The organism is Mesorhizobium sp. RSR380A (assembly GCF_054719385.1).
Map to the genome: position 1 here is coordinate 241,610 of NZ_JBTTIB010000001.1, position 16,371 is coordinate 257,980.

Sequence of the window (16,371 nt, forward strand, 5' to 3'; positions counted from 1 at the left end):
ATGTCGCCACCATGTGGGCAAAATACGGCAGTGCCCGGTTTCGGCATCCCCCACCGGAAATAAAAGCGCCTGGTGTTGTCGTCGTGCAACGCTGCCTCCGGTCGTGGGCGGCGGCGACCATCTCAGCCTCCGGTTCCCGTTCCCATCTTGGCGGAGGCAAACAGGGCGACGGCGTTGGTGATGCTCTGCGCCGCCTTGCCGCGCCAGTCGGCGTCGAGCAGTTGCGCCTCATCCTTGGCGTTCGAGAGATAGCCGAGTTCCACCAGCACCGACGGCACATCGGGCGCTTTCAGCACTTTGAAGCCGGCCGAACGCTGCGGATTGTTGATCAGGCCGACGCTGGTGGACAACTGGCCGACCAGAGTGTGGGCAAAGCTCATCGAGAAATTATGCGTCTCGCGGCGGATCAGGTCGATCAGTATGTCGGTGACTTCCTTGTTGTCGTCCTTGATCACCATGCCGGCGAACTGGTCGGAGAGGTTTTCACGGTCGGCAAGCGCTTGCGCTTGCGGATCGGACGCCTTGTCGGAGACGGTATAGACGGTGGCGCCTCTGATACCCTTGACGCTGATCGTGTCGGCATGGATCGAGATCAAAAGGTCAGCCTCGTGCTGCCGGGCGATGCGCACGCGGTCATCGAGCCGCAGGAACTCGTCGGTATCGCGCGTCATGAACACGTCGTAGTTGGCGACGGCGGCGAGCTTGTCGCGCAATTCGGTGGCGAAGGCCAGCGTCACGTTCTTCTCGATGGTGCCGTTGAGGCCTTCGGCGCCACCGTCGATGCCGCCATGGCCGGGATCGATGACGATGGTGAAGCGATGCCCGGGATTGGAGATCGGCCCTGTGCCGACCCTGGAGCCCTTGTCGGTGGAGACGGTCGAGCCAGTGGTCAGCGCCTGGTTGGCAAGGGCTTCGTCGAACTCGCGGTCGGAGGCTGCCGACATGTCGATGGCGATGCGATAGCCTGCGCCGTCCTCGTTCTTGAGCACCTCGAGCTTGTCGACCGAGAACGGCCCCTTGCCGGTCAGGATCAGCCGCGATCCCTCGCCCTGATCGCCATAACGCACCGCTTTGACCAGGCCGCGGGCCTTGGCGTCCTTCGCGCCAATGGCGAATCGGGTGCGCGGCAGGTCCACGACCAGCCGGTTGGGGCCGCGCAGCAGGAACCATTTGATGTCGGGCTCGCGGTCGAAATCGATGACGATGCGCATCTTGGTAGCGTCGCCGGCCATCTTGTAGGCGGTGGCGCCGAGTGGCGCATCGGCGGCGCGTGAAACCGGCGCAAAAGCAAGGCAAAGCGCCAGCAGCAACAGCACACCGGCAGCGCGCAGGAAACGGCCTGCACGGCCATGGCCCTTGTCTGTGATGCCCGCCAGTCCCATTTCTTTGCAGTCGCTCCCGGTTTGGCGCTTGCGCCCGCGTGGTTGGTCGAAATGCCGGTCAGGCCGCAGACTCGATTAACGATTGGTATCCAGAGAAGGTTAACCAAGCCTTTTCATTGAGGATTAAGGCCTGTGCTTCCGTTACGGCACTGCTTTTTGCCGGCATCCGAAATCGGGGTTGCCTTCCACACCGTCAAATCATAAAAGCGATGGTGGATCACTGCAATCCTGGAACCGCTTCTCCCGCAGCTTCCTGCTACAGGTCAGATGAAAGGCGGCTCCTTTCGCTCCAGCGAAAAGGCTTCAGGTGATCGCGACGAATTTCGCAGGTGTGCGCCCGTGGCGGGGGAATCGCCTGCGTGAGGAAAACGGCCGGGTTTGTTCCCGTGCCGGCTCTGTATGAGCAAACAAGCTGGTCCGGTTCGTCCGGGCTTTGGTTCAAAAGGTTCTGCTGGTGACGATGGCTTCAAGCGCAATCATGGAAAGGTCCGCATCAAACCGCGCCATTGTGGCTGCGGGCGGCACCGCCATGGCGCTCAAGCGGCGTCCGGCGGACATTCAGACATCCGGCACCCACATCCCAGACACGCAGCAGCGGGCTTTGCCTCGCAAGCTGCGGCTGACGGCTGCCGGGAGGAAACGAAATAATGCCCAACAAAATGCTGATAGACGCCTCCCACCCGGAGGAAACACGCGTTGTCGTTATCCGCGGTAACCGTATTGAAGAATTCGACTTTGAATCTCAGGACAAGAAGCAGCTCAAAGGAAACATCTATCTCGCCCGCGTAACGCGCGTCGAACCTTCCCTTCAGGCAGCCTTTGTCGAATATGGCGGCAACCGTCACGGTTTCCTCGCCTTCAGTGAAATTCACCCCGACTATTACCAGATCCCGGTCGCCGATCGTCAGGCTTTGCTGCGCGCTGAAGCGCAGGAAGCCGAGGACGAGGAGAACGAGGACAATGACGGCGACGACCGCCAGAGCCGCGATCGCGGCCGGCGCGGCCGCCGGCGCGGCGGCAAGGGTCGTGAGCGAGGCGAACACAAGCGCGACGCCGGCGCCGATGATGAAAACGGCGAACATGGCGATGCCGGCAGCGATGCCGTCTCCGAAGCGCCTGCTTCCGAGCATGCCGCGGCCAATACCGCCGGGCATGACGATCATGCCGGGCATGGCGACAGCGAAGCCTCCGACGCCGAGACATCCGCGACCGAACCGTCGGAAGGCGGCCCGACATCGATCGCGGCAAGCGTCGAAGCGGATGTGATCTCCGAAGCTGTCCCTGCGGCGGAGCCGGGTGACGAAAGGTCGTCCAGCGAGGCAAGTGGCGAAGCCACCTCCGAGGACAATGACCGCGGCATGCTGGAAGAGGTGCAGTCCTCGCATCCGGACGACCACGAGATCGAATCCGTAGGCGCCGAGGATGCGCTGGAAGAGGTGCGCAGCCGCCGCAAGCCGGTGCGCCGCCAGTACAAGATTCAGGAAGTCATCAAGCGCCGGCAGATTCTGCTGGTGCAGGTGGTCAAGGAAGAGCGCGGCAACAAGGGCGCGGCGCTCACCACCTATCTGTCGCTTGCCGGCCGCTATTCCGTGCTGATGCCCAACACCGCACGCGGCGGCGGCATTTCGCGCAAGATCACCAGTGCGGTCGACCGCAAGCGCCTCAAGGAGGTCGTTGCCGATCTCGAAGTGCCGCAGGGCATGGGCGTCATCCTGCGCACCGCCGGCGAAAGCCGCACCAAGGCGGAAATCAAGCGCGACTACGAATATCTGATGCGGCTTTGGGAAAACGTCCGCAATCTGACGCTGCAATCCACCGCCCCTGCCCTCGTCTATGAGGAAGGCAGCCTGATCAAGCGCTCGGTGCGCGACCTCTACAACAAGGATATTGACGAGATTCTTGTCTCCGGCGAGGAAGGCTACCGCGAGGCCAAGGATTTCATGCGCATGCTGATGCCGAGCCACGCCAAGGTGGTTCAGCCGTTCCGCGACACGACGCCGATCTTCGTGCGCAACGGCATCGAGGCGCAGCTCGACCGCATGCTGCAGCCGCAGGTGACGCTGAAGAGCGGCGGCTACATCATCATCAACCAGACCGAGGCGCTGGTCGCCATCGACGTCAATTCGGGCCGCTCCACCAAGGAGCACTCGATCGAGGACACCGCTCTCCACACCAACCTTGAAGCGGCGGAAGAAGTCGCCAGGCAATTGAGGCTGCGCGATCTCGCCGGCCTGATCGTCATCGACTTCATCGACATGGAGGAGAACCGCAACAACCGCTCCGTCGAGAAGCGGCTGAAGGATCACCTCAAGAACGACCGAGCTCGCATCCAGGTCGGCCGCATCTCGCATTTCGGCCTGATGGAGATGTCGCGCCAGCGCATCCGCGCCAGCGTGCTGGAATCGACCATGAAGCCCTGCCCGCATTGCGGCGGCACCGGCCATGTGCGCTCCGATTCGTCGGTGGCGCTGATGGTGGTGAGGGCGATCGAGGAATTCCTGCTCAAGGATTCGCGCAGCCACATCACGGTGCGGACCCCGGCGGCGACCGCTCTCTATGTGCTCAACCACAAGCGCGGCACGCTGGTGGAACTCGAAAGCCGCTTTGGCCTGACCATCACCGTCGAGGCCGATGATACGGTGGGTGTGCAGCACTACGCGATCTTCCGCGGCGCCATTGCCGAAAAGCCGGAAGGCTTTGTCGAAGCGCGAACCTTCCCGGCCTATGTCGAGCCGGAAGAGCCCGAGGACGAGATCGTCATCGAGGAGGAAGACGACGAGGTTGTGGTACAGGCCGAGCAGCCGCGCCAGCCGCAGCCGCAGTCGCAGCAGCAGCAGCCGAGATCGGCTGAGGACGGCGAAGGCCGCGATCGCAAGCGTCGCAAGCGCCGCAGGCGGCGCGGCGGCAAGGATCGCGAACGCGAACATGGCGATCGCGAGCATGGCGCCGAAGGTGCTTCGGTTTCGGCGGCAAGCGACGACTTTGCCGCTGAACCAGGCGGTGACGATGCAACACAGCAAGACGAAGCCCAGGTTGGCGCCGTCGAAACGGTGGAAGCATCAGATGACGCCCAGGGCAAGAAGCGCCGTCGCGGCAAGCGCGGCGGCAAGCGCAATCGTCGCGAAGACGGCACGGAGACCGAAGCCGGCGAAACCGCCTCGGTGGCCGAGGCCGCTGAAGTCGGAACGGCCGCAAGCGAGCCCGTAGCAGCCGTAGCGGTTGAAGAAGCAGCGGCTCCCGCCGCGGCGAACGACGACGCTCCAGCCGAAAAGCCGAAGAAGAAGCGCGCTTCAAGGGCAAAGAAGGCTGTGGTGGAAGTCGCCGATGAGACGGCGGCCGAGGCTGCACCGGAAGCTGCCGTCGAAGCAGCCGCCCCCGCTGCGGCCGATGCCGCCACGGAAACGACCGTCGACGACGAGCCCGCCAAGGCTCGCCCGTCACGGCGCAAAGCCGTGGCCGCGGATACCTCCGCGGTGCCGGTGGTTTCCTCCAGCGTTGCCGACGAGGCAAAGGCCGAGGAAAAGCCGAAGCGCGCCGGCTGGTGGCAGCGGAAGGGCTTTTTCTAAGCTATTCAGCCGATTAAGATAGGTTCCTGACAAAAATCCCGCGCCGTTCAAACCACGGCGCGGGATTTTTTCATGCGCGAATGGCGGAAAGCATCAGGGGGCGAAAATCGACCAGTTCATCATCCTGGCCAGTTTTTCCAAGGCGATCGACCCCAGCTTGGAATTGCCGTTGGCGTTCAAGCCCGGCGACCATACGGCGAGTGAAGCCACACCCGGCACGATCCCCAATATGCCGCCGCCGACGCCGCTTTTGCCGGGAATGCCGACACGGAAGGCGAAATCGCCGGAACCGTCATAGTGGCCGCAGGTCAGCATCATGGCGCCGATGCGCCGCGCCCGCTCGGCAGACACCACGGAGTGCCCGGTTGCCGGGTTTCTGCCGCCATTGGCGAGGAAGCGGCCGGCCAGCGCCAATTGCCGGCAGCTCATGGCGATGGCGCAATGGTGGAAGTACACGCCCAGCGCCAGCTCCGGTGCATGGTGGAGATTGCCGAAGGATTTCATGTAGTTGGCAAGCGCGAAGTTGCGATAGCCGGTGGCGCGTTCGGAAGCCGCGACCTCGCGGTCGATGATGATCGCTTCGTCATCGGCAAGGAACTGGATGAAGCGCAGGATTTCGCCGATCGCCTCGCGCGGCTGGTGGCCGGCAAGCAGTATGTCGGAGACGACGATGGCGCCGGCATTGATGAACGGATTGCGCGGAATGCCGTTCTCATGCTCGAGCTGCACGATCGAGTTGAACGGATTGCCCGACGGCTCGCGTCCGACACGCTGCCACAGCGCGTCGCCGACATTGCCGAGCGCCAACGTGAGCGTAAACACCTTGGAGATGGACTGGATCGAAAACGCCTGGTCGGCGTCGCCGGCGACCAGCACGCGGCCGTCATTGGTCACGGCGGCAATGCCGAATTTCTTCGGATCGACCTTGCCGAGCTGCGGAATGTAGGTGGCGACCTCGCCGCGATCGGAGCGCTCGGCCATCTCGGCGGCGATGTCGGCCAGCGTTTGTTCAAGATCCGGCATGCTCGTCCCCGCTATTTCAGCCAGCGCTCGATGCGCGCCATCGCATCGACCATGTCGTCATGGCTGCCGGCATAGGAAAAGCGCATCGTGCGGTGTCCTGCCAGCGGATCGAAATCGCGACCGGGCGTCGCCGCCACATGCGCTTCGGCCAGCATTTTGCGCGCAAAGGCCATGCTGTCATTGGTATGCCGGGTGACATCGCAGAAAGCGTAGAAGGCACCGTCCATCGGCGCCGCCAAGGGAAATCCGAGTTCCGGAAGGCGCCGCATCAACAGCTCGCGGTTCCAGGCATAGCGCGCCTTCACTGCTTCCAGCTCTTCCGCCGCCTTGAAGGCTTCGATCGCCGCGATCTGCGACAGTTCCGGCGGCGAGATGTAGAGGCTCTGGGCGATGCGTTCGATCGGCCTCACCAGAGCTTCCGGCAGCACCATCCAGCCGATGCGCCATCCGGTCATGCAATAATATTTCGAGAAGGAATTGATCACCGTCACGCCTGAGCCATGGGCCAGCGCCGTGGTGTCGGGCGCGGCATAGGCCAGCCGGTGATAAATTTCGTCCGAAATCACCGCGATGCCGAGTTCTTCGGCTGTCCTCACCAGTGCCGACAACTCGTCGACGGGAATGACCGCACCTGTCGGATTGGCCGGGCTGGCGAACAACACACCCTTCAGCGGTTTTTCCCGGTGCGCCGATTTCAAATGTTCGGCATGAAGATAGGCGTCGCTGCCGAGCTCGATCTCGACGATCTGGATACCGAGCGCGGCCATGATGTTGCGGTAGGCCGGATAGCCGGGTGCTGCGATGGCGACGCGGTCGCCGGGATCGAACATCGCCAGGAATGCCAGATTGAAGGCGGCCGACGATCCCGTGGTCACGGCGATCCGGTTCGGCGCGACATCGATCCCGTAATGGTCGCCATAATGCGTGGCGATCGCCTTGCGCAGATCCGCCAGACCGAGTGTGTCGGTATAGCCGATGCGTCCGATCCTCAGCGCATTTGCGGCTGCTTCCCTCACGCCCACGGGCGCCGGATCGGATGGCTGGCCGACGGCCATGGAGACGACAGGCACGCCCGTCGCCTTCAGCCGGTTGGCTTCGGCCAGAATGTCCATGGCGTGAAACGGCTCGACTTCACCGCGGCGCGACAGCGAAACTACCATTTGACCTCAATCTTTCCGGCCGGCCCGCCGCTCAAAGCCATCAACCGGCGGCAGCGCCGCACAAATGCCCGATTGATGTGAGGATCACAAGTTCGCCTAGTTTCGGTGCCGTGACTTTTCATCGTTCGCGCGCTCGTTTACCAGTGGACCTCATGCTGAGCCGACCCAAATCAACGATGTCCAAATCTTCCATCGGGAAGACAGCGCGCGGCTTCGCGACGCTTTTGCTTGCCGCCGCCGTCGCTGTCACCGGCTCGGTGACGGCCTTCGCGCAGGCGGTGCCGGTCGTGCGCGATGCCGAGATCGAGGCGCTGGTGCGCGACTATGCGCGGCCGATCTTCAAGGCGGCCGGTCTTGCCAATGACGGTGTCGATATCGTTCTGGTCAACGATCAGAGCTTCAACGCCTTCGTTACCGGGCGCCGGCTGTTCATCAACACCGGCGCGCTGATGCAGGCCGAAACGCCCAACGAGATCATCGGCGTCATCGCCCACGAGGCCGGCCACATCGCCGGCGGCCATCAGCAGAAATTGCGCGACCAGCTCGAGCGCGCCAAGACCATGGCCATCATCGCCACGCTGCTTGGCGCCGGCGCCATCGTTGCCGGCGCCACCACCAACAGCCGCGGCCTTGCCGGCGCCGGCATGGGCGTGGCTGCGGGCGGCGGCGAGATGGCGCAGCGCAGCATTCTTGCCTACCAGCGCACCGAAGAGTCGACCGCCGACCGCTCTGCCATCACCTATCTCAATGCCACCGGCCAGTCCGGCATGGGCATGCTGAAGACCTTCGCCCGCTTCCAGAGCGCGCTGTCGCTTTCCGGCACGCAGGTCGATCCCTACCGCATCAGCCACCCGATGCCGCAGGAGCGCATCGCCAATCTCGAAGTGCTGGTCAAGCAGAGCCCTAACGTCGACAAGGTCGATCCGCCGGCACTGCAGCAACGGCACGACATGATGCGCATCAAGATCGCCGCCTATATGGGCGGCCAGGCCGCCGCCACGCGGCTGATCCGCAAGGCCCCGGGCAGCCTCGCCTCGCGCTATGGCGAAGCGCAGATGGCCTATCTCTACGGCAATCTGGGTGCAGCACTGACCAAGGCCAATGCATTGATCAAGGAACAGCCGAAGAACCCCTACTTCCAGGAAATGCGCGGCGACATACTGATGAAGGCCAACAAGCCCAAGGACGCCGCGGACGCCTATGCCAAGGCGGTCAGCCTCGATCCGGTGAGGTCGGGCCTGTTGCCCGTTTCCCTCGGCCAGGCGCTGATGGCCATCGGCACGCCCGACTCGCTGAAGAAGGCGGTGGTGCAGATCAACAACGGTCTCGGGCGCGACAAGGAAAACACGGTCGGATACCGCTATCTCGCCCAGGCCTATGGCGAGCTTGGCAACATTCCGGCGGCGGAACTCGCCACCGCCGAGGGCCACTTTTATTCCGGCGATTACACGAATGCGAAAATTTTCGCCATGCGCGCGCAAAAAGACTTGAAGCGCGGCGAGCCCGGCTGGATTCGGGCGCAGGACATCATAAACTACAACCCTTCAGGCAAACTCAAGAAATGAACCTTCCGGTCGCCCGCGGCGACTAGGATAGACCGGAACCGGTAAAGAGGATGAGACGATGAACAAGGCAATATTGCTCGGCACGACGGGAGTGGCGGCTGCTCTTGCCATGCTCGCTTTCGGGTTCGTCGCCGGCAGTCCGCAGGTGGCCAAGGCCGGCACGGCGCAGACCGTGCAGACCGCCTCTGCCGACACCAAGATCGATCGCACCGAGGTCGAGGGCATTATCCGCGACTATCTCCTGAAGAACCCCGAAGTGCTGCTCGAAGTGCAGGAGGCGCTCGAGGCCAAGCAGAAGGAAGAGCAGCGCATAGCCAGCCTCGGCGTCATCGAGAAGGCCAAGTCCGAGATTTTCAACTCGACCTTCGACGGCGTCGTCGGCAATCCGAAGGGCAAGGTCACCATCGTCGAATTCTACGACTACAATTGCGGCTTCTGCAAACGCGCCATCGACGACATGCAGGCTCTGACAAAGGCCGATCCGGAGCTGCGCTTCGTGCTCAAGGAATTCCCGATCCTCGGGCCGGATTCGCAAAAGGCCAGCGTCGTCTCGATGGCTTTCCATCTGATGCATCCGGAGAAATACGGCGAGTTCCACAACGCCCTGCTCGGCGGCCAGGGCCGCGCCACCGAGGCGGCGGCCATCAAGGTTGCGCTGTCGCTAGGCGCCGATGAGGCGAAATTGCGCGAGAAGATGAAGGACCCGACCATCACCGAGGCCTTCTCAAAGACCTTCGACCTCGCCAACAAGCTGGCCATCACCGGAACGCCGTCCTACGTGGTCGGCAATGAAGTGGTGTTCGGGGCGCTCGGCCAGGAAGTGCTGGCTGAAAAGATCGAGGCGGCGAAAGCCGCACTCTGATCTTGCACGCGAGCCTATTTTTCACGGGCACATTTCCGCCTGTTGTGGACAGTGAAAGATCGCACTTGTGCTCTTTCCGCGGGCGGCTATGCCCATTATAGAAGGCCCTGCGCGCCGGCTTGAGGCCGGCGTCGGAAAAGGTCGGCATTTTTGAAAACGATTTTCGTCCTGAACGGCCCCAACCTGAACGCGCTCGGCAAGCGCGAGCCGGGCATCTATGGCGGCAAGACGCTTGCCTCGATCGCCGACGACTGCAAGCAGGCGGGCGCCGCGCTTGGCCTCGAGATTGATTTTCGCCAGTCGAACCATGAGGGCGACCTCGTCGACTGGATCCAGGAAGCCGGCGACAAGGCAGCCGGCATCGTCATCAATCCGGGTGCCTACAGCCACACCTCGATTGCCATTCACGACGCCATCCGCGCTGTCGCGCCGCTGCCCGTCGCCGAAGTTCACCTCTCCAACATCCACGCGCGGGAACCATTCCGCCACGTCTCCATGGTCGCGCCGGTCGCTGTCGGCATGATCTGCGGGTTCGGACCGCTTGGCTACTCGCTGGCGCTGCAGGCGCTGGCGGCACGCCTATGACCGGCCCACAAACAGAAGGCTCGAAAATGTCGATAAAGAAGACCGGTGTTGACCAGCAACTGATCCGCGATCTGGCGGGCATACTGAACGACACCAATCTCACCGAGATCGAAGTCGAGCTCGGCGACCTGAAGGTGCGCGTATCGCGCCAGGCGCCGGCCGTCCACGCCATCGCCGCCCCGCAGGCCGGTTATGCTCCGGCAGCGCAGCAGCCCGCGGCGGGCGCGGCTGCCGCACCAGCAGTGGCCGACCCGCCCAAGAACGCGGTCCCCTCGCCGATGGTCGGCACCGCCTATCTCGCGCCCTCGCCCGACGCCAAGGCCTTCATCGAAGTCGGCCAGAAGGTCAAGGAAGGCCAGACGCTGCTGATCATCGAAGCGATGAAGACGATGAACCAGATCCCTTCGCCGCGCGCCGGCACGGTGACGGCGATCCTGTTCGAGGACGGCCAGCCGGTCGAGTACGGCATGCCGCTCGTCGTGATCGAGTAGAGCGGGCCGGATGTTCCAGAAGATCCTCATCGCCAACCGCGGCGAAATCGCGCTTCGGGTGCTGCGCGCCTGCAAGGAACTCGGCATCCAGACCGTGGTCGTGCATTCGACCGCCGACGCTGACGCCATGCATGTCAGGCTCGCCGACGAAAGCGTGTGCATCGGTCCGCCGCCGTCGCGCGACAGCTATCTCAACATCCACCAGATCGTCGCAGCCTGCGAGATCACAGGCGCCGATGCCGTGCATCCGGGCTATGGCTTCCTGTCGGAAAACGCCAAGTTCGCCGACATTCTCGCCGCCCACAACATCACCTTCATCGGCCCGTCGGGCGACCATATCCGCATCATGGGCGACAAGATTGAGGCCAAGCGCACCGCAAAGCGGCTCGGCATTCCGGTTGTGCCGGGCTCCGACGGCGCCGTCACCGATCAAAAGGAAGCCAGGCGCATTGCCGCCGAGATCGGCTATCCCGTGATCATCAAGGCATCGGCAGGCGGTGGCGGGCGCGGTATGAAGGTCGCCCTTACCGAAGCCGATCTCGAGATCGCCTTGCAGACAGCGAGCACGGAAGCCGGCGCGGCCTTCGGCGACGATGCCGTCTACATCGAGAAATACTTGGAAAAGCCGCGCCACATCGAGGTGCAGGTATTCGGCGACGGCGCCGGCCGCGGCGTGCATTTCGGCGAGCGCGACTGTTCGCTGCAACGCCGCCACCAGAAAGTCTGGGAAGAGGCGCCCTCGCCGGCCCTCAACGCCGAGGAGCGCGCCCGCATCGGCAATATCTGTGCCAAGGCCATCGCCGACCTCGGCTACTCCGGCGCAGGCACCATCGAATTCCTGTACGAGAATGGCGAGTTCTACTTCATCGAGATGAACACGCGGTTGCAGGTCGAGCATCCGGTGACGGAAGCGATTACCGGCATCGATCTCGTGCACGAACAGATCCGCGTCGCCTCCGGCGGCGGGCTTTCAGTGCGCCAGGAGGACATAAAGTTCAACGGCCACGCCATCGAATGCCGCATCAATGCCGAGGATCCGCGTACCTTCACGCCTTCGCCCGGCACGATCACGCATTTCCACACGCCTGGCGGTCTCGGCATTCGCGTCGATTCCGGTGTCTATTCCGGCTACAAGATCCCGCCCTATTATGACAGCCTGATCGGCAAGCTGATCGTGCACGGCCGCAACCGCGTCGAATGCATGATGCGGCTGCGCCGGGCGCTCGACGAATTCGTCGTTGACGGCATCAAGACGACGCTGCCGCTGTTTCGCGACCTGGTCGGCAATGCCGATATCGCCAATGGCGACTACGACATCCACTGGCTGGAAAAGTATCTGGCCAAAGAGGAATAGCGCCCGAATTGCCGCTATGATGCCGCGATGACCCGCCCTTACGCACCCGGCTATCGCATTCCGACCGACCTCTTGCTCAAGGCCTATGCCTCGGGCGTCTTCCCGATGGCGGAGAGCGCTTCCGACCCGGAAGTGTTCTGGGTGCGGCCGGAGACGCGCGGCATCATCCCGCTCGACGGCTTCCACACGCCGAAGAGCCTGCGGAAGACGATCCGCAAGCACCCGTTCGACATCCGCTTCGATTTCGATTTCGAGGCGACGATCGACGGCTGCGCCGAAAAGCGCGAGGAGCGCCGCTCGACCTGGATCAACGCGCCGATCCGCGAAGCCTATATCGAGCTGCACCGTCTTGGGCACTGCCATTCGGTCGAGGCATGGCGCGAGGAACGGCTGGTCGGCGGCCTCTATGGCGTCTCGCTCGGTCGCGTGTTCTTCGGCGAAAGCATGTTCGCCCGGGAAACCGACGCGTCCAAGACCTGCCTGTATCATCTGGTCGAGCGGCTGAAGGCGCGCGGCTTTGCCCTGCTCGACACGCAATTCACCACCGAGCATCTCAAACGCTTCGGCGCGGTCGACGTGCCGCGCGTCAAATACGAGAAGATGTTGGCCGACGCGCTGAAGGGCGAAGCCGTTTTTTATCCCTGACCGGAGACCGAGCGGCCGAGCCGGCTCGACCGGTGAAAGGGGTCAGCCCTTCGCGGTTTCCATCGGCGTCTGCGAATGGAACATCATCTTCCAGCCGTTGACACGATGAACATAGCCGGTGCTGACCAACGCCGCGTAGGGCTCGCCGTTTTCTCGTGTCGCATGAGCCTCATAGGTCAGCATGATAATGTCGCTGCCGGGCTCGATGATACCCTTGAGGTCGATCTGAAGGTCGCGCCAGCGGTTGGGCTTGGTCGCGGTCTTGGCCAGATCGGCATTGTCCATTGCCTGTGCCATCTCAGGAAATGCTACCAGGCATTCTGTGTCGACATTGGCGGCGTAGTAAGCTTCGTCGCCCGTCCAGAACCCCTTTTCGAGTTCGAGCAGGTCGTCTTTGCTGGCCGTGATCCGTTTGCTGTCCGACATCAGAATATCCTCCAAGCGCATAAATGCGTCATCGTCCATGGCCCAACGCATAGTTGCCACCACGGTTCCGGAGGATCAGTTGGTGTTGGTCGCGTCAGGTTCCGTAGGGTCCGGCTGTTCGGCGGCCGGAGCAGCGGCGGGCTTTGGCTTGGACGTGTCGACCTTGGGCGTCTCGGCATTGGCCGCGTCGGGCGGCGGCACATCCGACTTCTGCTTGCAGCCCTTTAGCCAGACGTCATAGACGGCGTGCTCGACGGCGTTTAGGCCGGGGCTCTCGGCGAACATCCAGCCGGTGAAGATGCGGCGGATCTTGCGGTCGAGCGTGATTTCGTCGACTTCGACGAAGGAATCGGTCTTCGGCTCTTCATTCTCCGGCCGCGAATAGCAGATGCGCGGCGTCACCTGCAAAGCGCCGAACTGCACGGTTTCGTCGATGTAGACATCGAAGGTGATGATACGGCCGGTGATCTTGTCGATGCCGGCAAATTCGGCGACCGGATTGGTGATGCGATCGGAGATTGCGGGTGCTGCCGCAGGCGCCTGCGCCGCGGCAAACGCTGTCGGGAACATGGCGACAGCGCCAATTGCCGCCAGTCCGGCCATCGATGTCAGGCTGAAAATGTTCATGCGGAGATACCGGTGGTTTGGGCCCGGGTGATTCTGTCACGCCCAAGGCTATTCGCCGTTGTCATATCAGCAAGCAGCTAAACGCCAATTGTGGCGACAAAGGACCGGCCGGCGGTCAAGAACCAGGCGTCCACGCATCGTAGTCGCCCGTCACCTGCGGACGGTGCTGATTGGTGAGCACGGAACCCTTCGGGCGATAAGCCGCCGGTGTTCCCGTGAGGTTCGGCTCATGCGCCTTTTCCCATTCGCGCGGCCGATAGTCGTCGCTTGGCGGCGCCACATCGACGCGGTGATGCATCCAGCCGTGCCAGCCCGGAGGGATCGCCGACGCCTCCGAATAATTGGCGTAGATGATCCAGCGGCGGGTGCGGCCTTCCGAATCGACGCCGCCTTCGTAGTAGACATTGCCGGCCCCATCCTGGCCGACCTTGTTGCCGTGGCGCCAGGTGTGAAAACGGGTTCCCAGCGTCTGGCGGTTCCACCAGGTGAAAAACTGCAGAAGGAAAGTTTTCATTCAGATCCTCGCGGGCGCGCGGCGGTGGCTGTTCCCTGCTTATGGCGTCAGGCCTTGGCGAAGGCAAGGGTTTTGCGGCGCCTGCGGCACTGACGGCATGCCGAAACGCTCGGTCATTGGCCGATCCATTTCGCACCTGCGAACCGACGCTTGCCAAGCCGGCTGCGTCTTCCTAAAGCTCTCATCGCCCGGCGCTGCCGCATGACCCCGAAAATCGAAATCGATTTTCGGAAAGGATCATGCGCAAACCAAAGTGCTACAGCGTCCTTTGCGCGTCCACGGGACGCGCGGCGCTGTAGTCAACGCCGGCTGCGGGAGGTGAGGAATGGCCTTAGCTGTCGCCAGGATCAGTGCGGAGACAATACGCGCCCGCAAGGGCGGCGTGCCGGTCGTATGCCTTACCGCTTACACCTATCCCGTCGCCCGCCTGCTCGACGATCATGTCGACCTTCTCCTGGTCGGCGACAGCGTTGCCATGGTGCTGCATGGCCACAAGACCACGCTCGGCGCCTCGCTGGAGATGATGATCGCCCATGGCCAGGCCGTGATGCGCGGTTCGTCAAAGGCCTGCGTGGTGGTCGACATGCCGGCCGGCAGCTACGAGACTTCGGCCGCGCAAGCCCTTGCCTCGGCGCGCCGCATCTCTGAGGAAACCGGCTGCGAGGCGGTGAAGCTGGAAGGCGGCGTCGAAGTCGCCCTCCAGATCGCCGCAATCGTCACGGCCGGCATTCCAGTGATGGGCCATATCGGCTTGCAGCCGCAATCGGTGGAAAAGGACGGTGGCTACAAGATCAAGGGCCGCACGCCGGAGAATGTGGCCGCGCTCATGCGCGACGCCGACGCGGTCGCAAAGGCCGGCGCGTTTTCGCTGGTCATCGAAGGCACGGTCGAGACCGTTGCCGCCGACCTCACCCGGCACATTACCATTCCTACCATCGGCATCGGCGCCAGCCGCGATTGCGACGGCCAGATCCTGGTCATCGACGACATGGTCGGCCTGACGGTCGACCGGGTGCCGAAATTCGTCAAGGAATACGCCGATTTGCGCAGCGCTGTCGCCGATGCCGCGGCGCGTTATGCGGCGGAGGTGCGCAGCCGCACCTTCCCCGGGCCGGGCCACGTCTTTTCAGCCGCGAGCGACAAGGACAAGGCATGAACCGGCCCCCCATCCGCCAGCCGCTCGTCGTCGACACCGTGCCCGGCCTTCGCGCGCAGATCCGCGAATGGCGGCGCGAAGGCCTGAGCGTCGCCATGGTGCCGACCATGGGCGCTTTGCATGACGGCCATATCTCGCTGGTCGGGGCTGCGCTCGCAACGGCCGATCGCTGCGTCGTCTCCATCTTCGTCAACCCGGCCCAGTTCGCCCCCACTGAAGATCTCGACAAGTATCCGCGGCAGCTGGCCCGCGATCTCGACCGGCTGACCGAGGCCGGCGCACAGCTTGCCTTCACGCCTACGGTTTCCGAAATGTATCCGGCAGGCTTTGCGACGAAGATTTCGGTCGGCGGCCCGTCTTCTGGCCTGGAATCGGATTTCAGGCCGACCTTCTTCGAGGGCGTCGCCACGGTCGTGGCCAAGCTCTTTCTGCAAGCCCTGCCCGACTACGCCATCTTCGGCGAAAAAGACTACCAGCAGCTTTGCGTCGTCCGAAAGCTCTGCCGCGATCTTGACCTTCCGGTGGAAATCGTCGGCGCGCCAACCGTGCGCGATGCGCATGGCCTGGCAATGTCGTCGCGCAACGCCTATCTCGACGCCGCCGAGCTCGACGTCGCGCGACAGCTCAATGTCATCTTGCGCCAGACGGCGGCAGCGCTCGCGGCCGGTGCCGATGAAAACGGCGTGACCGGTAAAGCCACTGCCGCGCTTCTCGAGGCAGGCTTCGACAGCGTCGACTATGTCGCCGCGCGCGAGAGCCTGACGCTCACCTCGTGGCGGCGTGACGGCGATGGCCGCCTGCTTGCCGCGGCGTGGCTTGGCAGAACCAGGTTGATCGACAATGTGGAAGTTTACTCATTTATTCCCTGAAAAATTCCAATTCCGTTCACTTCGATTTGTATCGCAGAGCGGCCCGAGCGCTCTTAGACAACGGCTCATCAGGTACGTTCTGGCCAGCCCGTAAGCGCTCACGATACACCGAACGCCGCTGTGAGACGTTTCACAGACGTAACCAA

At 63.2% G+C, this 16,371-nt stretch carries 15 protein-coding genes; 9 read left to right on the forward strand and 6 right to left on the reverse strand.

Annotation, left to right across the window (positions count from 1 at the left end):
• Positions 1–122: 122 nt before the first annotated feature.
• Positions 123–1,382, reverse strand: coding sequence for an N-acetylmuramoyl-L-alanine amidase (locus tag ACYG9Z_RS01280; protein ID WP_023738932.1), 1,260 nt, complete (start codon positions 1,380–1,382; stop codon positions 123–125).
• 647 nt (positions 1,383–2,029) lie between these two features.
• Here ACYG9Z_RS01280 and ACYG9Z_RS01285 point away from each other — a divergent pair.
• Positions 2,030–4,948, forward strand: coding sequence for an Rne/Rng family ribonuclease (locus ACYG9Z_RS01285; RefSeq protein ID WP_460222870.1), 2,919 nt, complete (start codon positions 2,030–2,032; stop codon positions 4,946–4,948).
• A 93-nt stretch (positions 4,949–5,041) separates the two neighbouring features.
• Here the strand turns inward: ACYG9Z_RS01285 and ACYG9Z_RS01290 are convergent, their stop codons facing one another.
• Positions 5,042–5,971: a glutaminase gene (locus ACYG9Z_RS01290; RefSeq protein WP_023715789.1), complete on the reverse strand. Its 930-nt coding sequence runs from the start codon at positions 5,969–5,971 to the stop codon at positions 5,042–5,044.
• A gap of 11 nt (positions 5,972–5,982) precedes the next feature.
• A complete protein-coding gene (locus ACYG9Z_RS01295; protein WP_023715790.1) occupies positions 5,983–7,131 on the reverse strand; it encodes a pyridoxal phosphate-dependent aminotransferase in 1,149 nt (382 codons plus the stop codon).
• 152 nt (positions 7,132–7,283) lie between these two features.
• On the opposite strand from ACYG9Z_RS01295, the gene ACYG9Z_RS01300 reads away from it, so the two are divergent.
• The 6 genes from ACYG9Z_RS01300 (at position 7,284) to aat (ending at position 12,633) form a co-directional block, all read left to right on the forward strand.
• Complete coding sequence (locus tag ACYG9Z_RS01300) at positions 7,284–8,696, forward strand: M48 family metalloprotease (protein ID WP_023691221.1); 1,413 nt, start codon at positions 7,284–7,286, stop codon at positions 8,694–8,696.
• A 58-nt stretch (positions 8,697–8,754) separates the two neighbouring features.
• Positions 8,755–9,558: a DsbA family protein gene (locus ACYG9Z_RS01305; protein ID WP_023667484.1), complete on the forward strand. Its 804-nt coding sequence runs from the start codon at positions 8,755–8,757 to the stop codon at positions 9,556–9,558.
• Positions 9,559–9,708: 150 nt separating this feature from the next.
• Positions 9,709–10,143, forward strand: coding sequence for a type II 3-dehydroquinate dehydratase (gene aroQ / locus ACYG9Z_RS01310; RefSeq protein WP_023751491.1), 435 nt, complete (start codon positions 9,709–9,711; stop codon positions 10,141–10,143).
• A 26-nt stretch (positions 10,144–10,169) separates the two neighbouring features.
• Complete coding sequence (gene accB / locus ACYG9Z_RS01315; protein ID WP_023751492.1) at positions 10,170–10,634, forward strand: acetyl-CoA carboxylase biotin carboxyl carrier protein; 465 nt, start codon at positions 10,170–10,172, stop codon at positions 10,632–10,634.
• A 10-nt stretch (positions 10,635–10,644) separates the two neighbouring features.
• A complete protein-coding gene (gene accC, locus ACYG9Z_RS01320; protein ID WP_023681497.1) occupies positions 10,645–11,988 on the forward strand; it encodes an acetyl-CoA carboxylase biotin carboxylase subunit in 1,344 nt (447 codons plus the stop codon).
• Between the two features lie 27 nt (positions 11,989–12,015).
• A complete protein-coding gene (gene aat, locus ACYG9Z_RS01325; protein WP_023681498.1) occupies positions 12,016–12,633 on the forward strand; it encodes a leucyl/phenylalanyl-tRNA--protein transferase in 618 nt (205 codons plus the stop codon).
• Between the two features lie 42 nt (positions 12,634–12,675).
• Here aat and ACYG9Z_RS01330 read toward each other — a convergent pair whose 3' ends face one another.
• The 3 genes from ACYG9Z_RS01330 to ACYG9Z_RS01340 form a co-directional block, all read right to left on the reverse strand.
• Positions 12,676–13,059, reverse strand: a complete 384-nt coding sequence (locus tag ACYG9Z_RS01330; RefSeq protein WP_023667489.1) for a hypothetical protein — start codon at positions 13,057–13,059, stop codon at positions 12,676–12,678.
• Between the two features lie 75 nt (positions 13,060–13,134).
• Positions 13,135–13,686 (reverse strand): DUF2155 domain-containing protein, encoded by a 552-nt coding sequence (locus ACYG9Z_RS01335; RefSeq protein WP_023681499.1) that lies wholly within the window; start codon positions 13,684–13,686, stop codon positions 13,135–13,137.
• 115 nt (positions 13,687–13,801) lie between these two features.
• The gene (locus ACYG9Z_RS01340; RefSeq protein ID WP_023710575.1) at positions 13,802–14,200 is read right to left on the reverse strand and encodes an NADH:ubiquinone oxidoreductase subunit NDUFA12; all 399 of its coding nucleotides are present in this window, start codon (positions 14,198–14,200) and stop codon (positions 13,802–13,804) included.
• 325 nt (positions 14,201–14,525) lie between these two features.
• Between ACYG9Z_RS01340 and panB the strand changes: the two genes are divergently transcribed.
• Both panB and panC read left to right on the forward strand, forming a co-directional pair.
• Positions 14,526–15,356 carry a 3-methyl-2-oxobutanoate hydroxymethyltransferase gene (gene panB / locus ACYG9Z_RS01345; protein WP_023681501.1) on the forward strand — a complete coding sequence of 277 codons (831 nt, stop codon included), beginning with the start codon at positions 14,526–14,528 and terminating at the stop codon, positions 15,354–15,356.
• The gene (gene panC, locus ACYG9Z_RS01350; protein WP_444849040.1) at positions 15,353–16,225 is read left to right on the forward strand and encodes a pantoate--beta-alanine ligase; all 873 of its coding nucleotides are present in this window, start codon (positions 15,353–15,355) and stop codon (positions 16,223–16,225) included. Before panB ends, panC begins: the two co-directional genes overlap by 4 nt.
• The last annotated feature ends 146 nt before the right edge of the window (positions 16,226–16,371 follow it).